The 5,012-nt window shown below is 73.9% G+C and carries 3 protein-coding genes; 1 reads left to right on the top strand and 2 read right to left on the bottom strand.

Annotated features, from left to right (window positions below; genetic code table 11):
• Window positions 1-724 (bottom strand): maltotransferase domain-containing protein (locus RIN80_RS26235; protein WP_309098126.1); only part of this gene is annotated, 724 nt, incomplete at its 3' end.
• A 215-nt stretch (window positions 725-939) separates the two neighbouring features.
• A complete protein-coding gene (locus tag RIN80_RS26230; protein WP_309098125.1) occupies window positions 940-2,142 on the bottom strand; it encodes a S8 family peptidase in 1,203 nt (400 codons plus the stop codon).
• Window positions 2,143-2,418: 276 nt separating this feature from the next.
• Here RIN80_RS26230 and RIN80_RS26225 point away from each other — a divergent pair.
• A partial coding sequence (locus RIN80_RS26225) for a glycosyltransferase family 1 protein (RefSeq protein ID WP_309098124.1) occupies window positions 2,419-5,012 on the top strand: 2,594 nt, incomplete at its 3' end.

Raw genomic sequence — 5,012 nt, 5'->3', positions numbered from 1 at the left:
GCGCCCGCTCCCGCTCGACGAGGAGCGGCAGCGGCTCGCTGCTGGTGACCAGGTCCCGCAGCGGGTGCCGGCCCAGCACCGCGTCCACCTCGGGCGTCAGCGCCGCCGCCAGCCGTGACGCCGGAGGGCGGGTCTCGTCCCGCAGCGCGTCGACGGCGGCCAGGATCACGCCCCGCAGGCCCTCTTCCTCGGGCACGCCGGCCGCCGCCCGCTCGTACAGGCGCGCGCCCTCCTCCAGGACGACGTCCGTGTCCATGCCCGCCGGGATCTTGATCCGCGCATGGTGACGCCAGGTGCTCACCGGGTCGCCCCACGCCTCCACGGTGAACGTCCACCGGCCCGGCTCCCCCGCCGTGACCGTGGCACCCCACCGGTCCGTGCCGGGCGCCAGCTCCCGCATCGGCGTCCACGGACCGGGGCGGCCCTCGGGGTCCCTCAGGACGACGTTGGCGGCGACGGCGTCGTGCCCCTCCCGGAACACCGTCGCCGAGATCTCGAACGTCTCCCCGGTCACGGCCTTGGCCGGCCGGCGCCCGTGCTGGACGACCGGGCGGACGTCGAGGACGGGTATGCGCCCGACGGCGGTCGTCCCGTCCGCGGGGGGTGGCTGCGGGACGGGTGGGCCGGTGTCGGCGGGGCGCGCGGGGCGCGCTTCGCCGCCGGGTGCGCGCGCCCCGGTGGTGCGGTGGTCGGGGGGTGCTGGCGAATGGTGCTTGGCGGGCATGACCGCTCCTGTCCGCGTCAACGTGGGTGGGCGGATGTGTATGGGGAGGTGGGTCCTGCGTGGTGCTCCTGAGAGGGGTACCCGCAGGAGCCTTCCCACCCTATTCGGGTGGGCAATCCGGCACCTTGTTAACTACTCACGCGTATGTCGACACACAAGACCGGCCTCGTCCGCGGCGGACGAGGCCGGTCCTTGCGCGCGTCTGCTGCTTCCGCCTACCCCCGCGGCACCCGCAGTAACTTGTCCGGCGAACCGAGTCCGCGGCCGGCAACCTTCGCGGCCGTCGCAGCGCTGGTCAGAGCCGCGCCGACCTGGGCCGGAGTCGCCTTCGGATGGGCGGAGAGGTGCAGCGCGGCCGCGCCCGCGGCATGCGGGGACGCCATCGAGGTACCCGAGAAGGCTGCCCGCGCGGTGTCGCCGGCGGCGGTCGCGGACGTGATGGCGACGCCCGGGGCGAACAGATCGAGGGCCGGGCCGTGGTTGGAGAAGGCCGGTTTTGCATCCTTGCGGTCGGTCGCGCCGACCGTGATCGCCTGCCTGACGCCCGCCGGGGAGTACAGCCCCGCCGGCCTGCCGTCGTTGCCCGCGGCGACCGTGTACGTGACGCCGGAGGCGATGGAGGCGCGCACGGCGGCGTCCAGCCGGTCGTTGCGCGGCCCGCCCAGGCTGAGGTTGGCGACCGCCGGCTGCCTCGCGTGCCGGGTGACCCACTCGATCCCGGCGATCACCCGGGCCGTGGTGCCCCCGCCCGCCGCGTCGAGAACGCGCACGGAGACGATCCGGGCCTTCTTGGCGACGCCGTACGCGGTGCCGGCGACCGTGCCGGCGACGTGCGTGCCGTGGCCGTTGGCGTCCGAGGCGATCGGGTCGCCCCCGACGAAGTCCCAGCCGTGGCCCGCCCGGCCGCCGAAGTCCCGGTGCGTGGTGCGCACGCCGGTGTCGAGCACGTAGACCGTCACGCCGGCACCCGCCGACGCGGGCCAGGTGTAACTCCCGTCCAGCGGCGGCCTCGGCTGGTCGACCCGGTCGAGGCCCCAGGAGGGCGGGTCGCGCCGGGTGCCCTCCAGCCGGACGCGGGTGTCCTGCACGACCGAGGCGACCCGGGGGTCGGCGGCCAGCCGCCGCGCCCGTCTGTCGTCGGCCCGGACCGCGTAGCCGTTCAGGACCGTGCCGTAGGTGTGGCTGATCTCCACCCCGTACGTCCCGGCCAGGTCCTTTCCGGCCGCCGACCCGGCCCGCGTGCCCTCCTCCAGGGTCACCAGGTAACTGCCGTCCACAAAGCCGGGTGCTCCGGCGCCGAGTATCCGCCCCTCCGGTACGGCGTGCGCGGGCAGGCTGGTGGCCGAAAACACGAGGGCGCAGAGCGCCGCGGCCAGGCCCCACGTTCCGCGCAGACGCCGCTGTCGCGTCCGTGCCATGGTCCGAGTTCCCCTCCTCGACTCGGCGCACGGCTGCCGCGCCGGGCCGCGTGCGGCCGGCGCGGGCCGGTACGCCAGGGGCAGCCTCTCGTGGCGTGTGAAGCACCACAAGGACGCCTGTGGGGGCGGAATCGGCCATATCCGCCGACGGGCCTGTTCAGGCCGGATCAACGGCACGGTGGCGGAGCGTCGGCGAGGGCGGCACCCTCGCCGGTACTGTCGTAGGAGACGTCGTTGAAGCCCTGCGTCATCCAGCAACGCGCCGAGGTGGAACCCGTGAAGGCGATCCGTCGATTCACCGTCCGACCCGTGCTCCCCGACTCCCTCCGGCCACTCAGCGATCTGGCCCGCAACCTGCGCTGGTCCTGGCATGCGGAGACCCGCGACCTGTTCCAGTCCGTCGACCCCGAGCGGTGGGCCGCCTCGGGCGGCGACCCGGTCCGGCTGCTGGGCAGTGTGCCGCCCGAGCGGCTCGCCGAGTTGTCCGAGGACCGCCGTTTCCTGCGCCGCCTCGCCGCGGTCGCGGGCGACCTGAACGACTACATGACCGGCGATCGCTGGTACCAGGCCCAGCCCGAGGACCTGCCGGCCGCCGTCGCCTACTTCTCACCCGAGTTCGGCATCACGGCCGCCCTGCCGCAGTACTCCGGCGGCCTCGGCATCCTCGCCGGCGACCACCTGAAGGCGGCCAGCGACCTGGGCGTCCCGCTCATCGGCGTCGGCCTGCTCTACCGGCACGGCTACTTCCGCCAGACCCTCTCCCGGGACGGCTGGCAGCAGGAGCACTACCCGGTCCTGGACCCGAACGAGCTCCCGGTCGCGCAGTTGGAGGAGCCCGACGGCACACCCGCCCAGGTCGCCCTCGCGCTGCCCGGCGGCAAACAGCTGCACGCCCGCGTCTGGCTGGCGCAGGTCGGCCGCGTGCCGCTGCTGATGCTGGACTCCGACGTCGAGGAGAACGACCTCGGCGAGCGCGGCGTCACCGACCGGCTCTACGGCGGCGGCAGCGAGCACCGGTTGCTCCAGGAGATGCTCCTCGGCATAGGAGGGGTCCGGGCGGTACGGACGTACTGCCGGCTGACCGGCCACCCCGAGCCGGAGGTGTTCCACACCAACGAGGGGCACGCCGGGTTCCTCGGCCTGGAGCGCATCGCCGAACTGTGCGCCGACGGCCTGGACTTCGACTCGGCGCTGGAGGCGGTCCGCGCGGGCACGGTCTTCACCACCCACACCCCCGTCCCGGCCGGCATCGACCGCTTCGACCGCGAGCTGGTGGCCCGCCACTTCGGCCCCGACGCCGAACTGCCCCGCATCGATGTCGACCGCGTCCTGCGGCTCGGCATGGAGACCTACCCCGGCGGCGAGCCCAACCTGTTCAACATGGCCGTGATGGGCCTGCGCCTGGCCCAGCGCGCCAACGGCGTCTCGCTGCTGCACGGCAACGTCAGCCGTGAGATGTTCTCCGGCCTGTGGCCCGGCTTCGACCCCGACGAGGTGCCGATCACCTCGGTCACCAACGGAGTGCACGCCCCCACCTGGGTCGCCCCCGAGGTGTTCCGGCTCGGCGCCCGGCAGATCGGCGTCCAGCGCGCGGAGGACGCGCTGACCGTCGGCGGCCCGGAGCGCTGGGACTCGGTGGCCGACATCCCCGACCAGGACATCTGGGACCTGCGGCGGGGCTTGCGCGAACAGCTCGTCGAGGAGGTGCGCAAGCGGCTGCGGGCCTCCTGGCGGCAGCGCGGCGCCGGCACGGCCGAACTGGGCTGGATCGACGGCGTGCTCGACCCGGACGTCCTCACCATCGGGTTCGCCCGGCGCGTCCCGTCGTACAAGCGGCTGACGCTGATGCTGCGCGACCGGGACCGGCTGATGGAACTGCTGCTGCACCCCGAGCGGCCGGTCCAGATCGTCGTCGCGGGCAAGGCCCACCCCGCGGATGACGGCGGCAAGCGGCTGGTGCAGGAACTGGTCCGGTTCGCGGACGACCCGCGCGTGCGCCACCGGATCGTGTTCCTGCCCGACTACGGCATGGGGATGGCGCAGAAGCTCTACCCCGGCTGCGACATCTGGCTGAACAACCCGCTGCGCCCCCTGGAGGCCTGCGGCACGTCCGGCATGAAGGCGGCGCTCAACGGCTGCCTCAACCTCTCCGTCCTGGACGGCTGGTGGGACGAGTGGTTCCAGCCTGACTTCGGCTGGGCGATCCCCACGGCCGACGGGGTCGGGACCGACCCGGACCACCGCGACGACATAGAGGCCGCGGCGCTGTACGACCTGCTGGAGCAGCGGGTGACGCCCCGCTTCTACGAGCGGGGGCAGAGCGGGCTGCCCGACCGGTGGATCGAGATGGTCCGGCACACGCTGAGTTCGCTCGGGCCGAAGGTGCTGGCCGGGCGGATGGTCCGGGAGTACGTCGAGCGGCTGTACACACCGGCGGCGCTCGCCCACCGCGCCATGGATCCGGACGCGGCCCGGGACCTCGCGGAGTGGAAGGGCCGGGTGCGGGCGGCGTGGCCGGGCGTCACGGTCGACCATGTCGAGACGTCCGCGTCCGAGGCGCTGGCGGAGCTCGGTACGACGCTGGGGCTGCGCGTGCGGGTCGGCCTCGGGGCGCTCGGGCCGGACGACGTGGAGGTGCAGGTCGTCTCGGGGCGGGTGGACGAGGAGGACCGGATCGGTGACGCGACGATCGTTCCCCTGAAGGCCGTGGGCTCCGCCGAGCAGGACGGGCGGTGGGTGTACGAGGGGCCCTTGTCGCTGGATCGCACCGGGCCTTTCGGATACACGGTGCGGATCCTGCCCGCGCATCGGCTGCTGGCCTCGAGCGCGGAGCTGGGCCTGGTCGCCGGGCCTTCCGACGAACTGGTGGC

It is taken from the genome of Streptomyces sp. (assembly GCF_031181705.1).
GTDB lineage: Bacteria > Actinomycetota > Actinomycetes > Streptomycetales > Streptomycetaceae > Streptomyces.
Note: the sequence above shows the minus strand (reverse complement) of the source record. Positions and strands in the feature narration are given on the sequence as shown.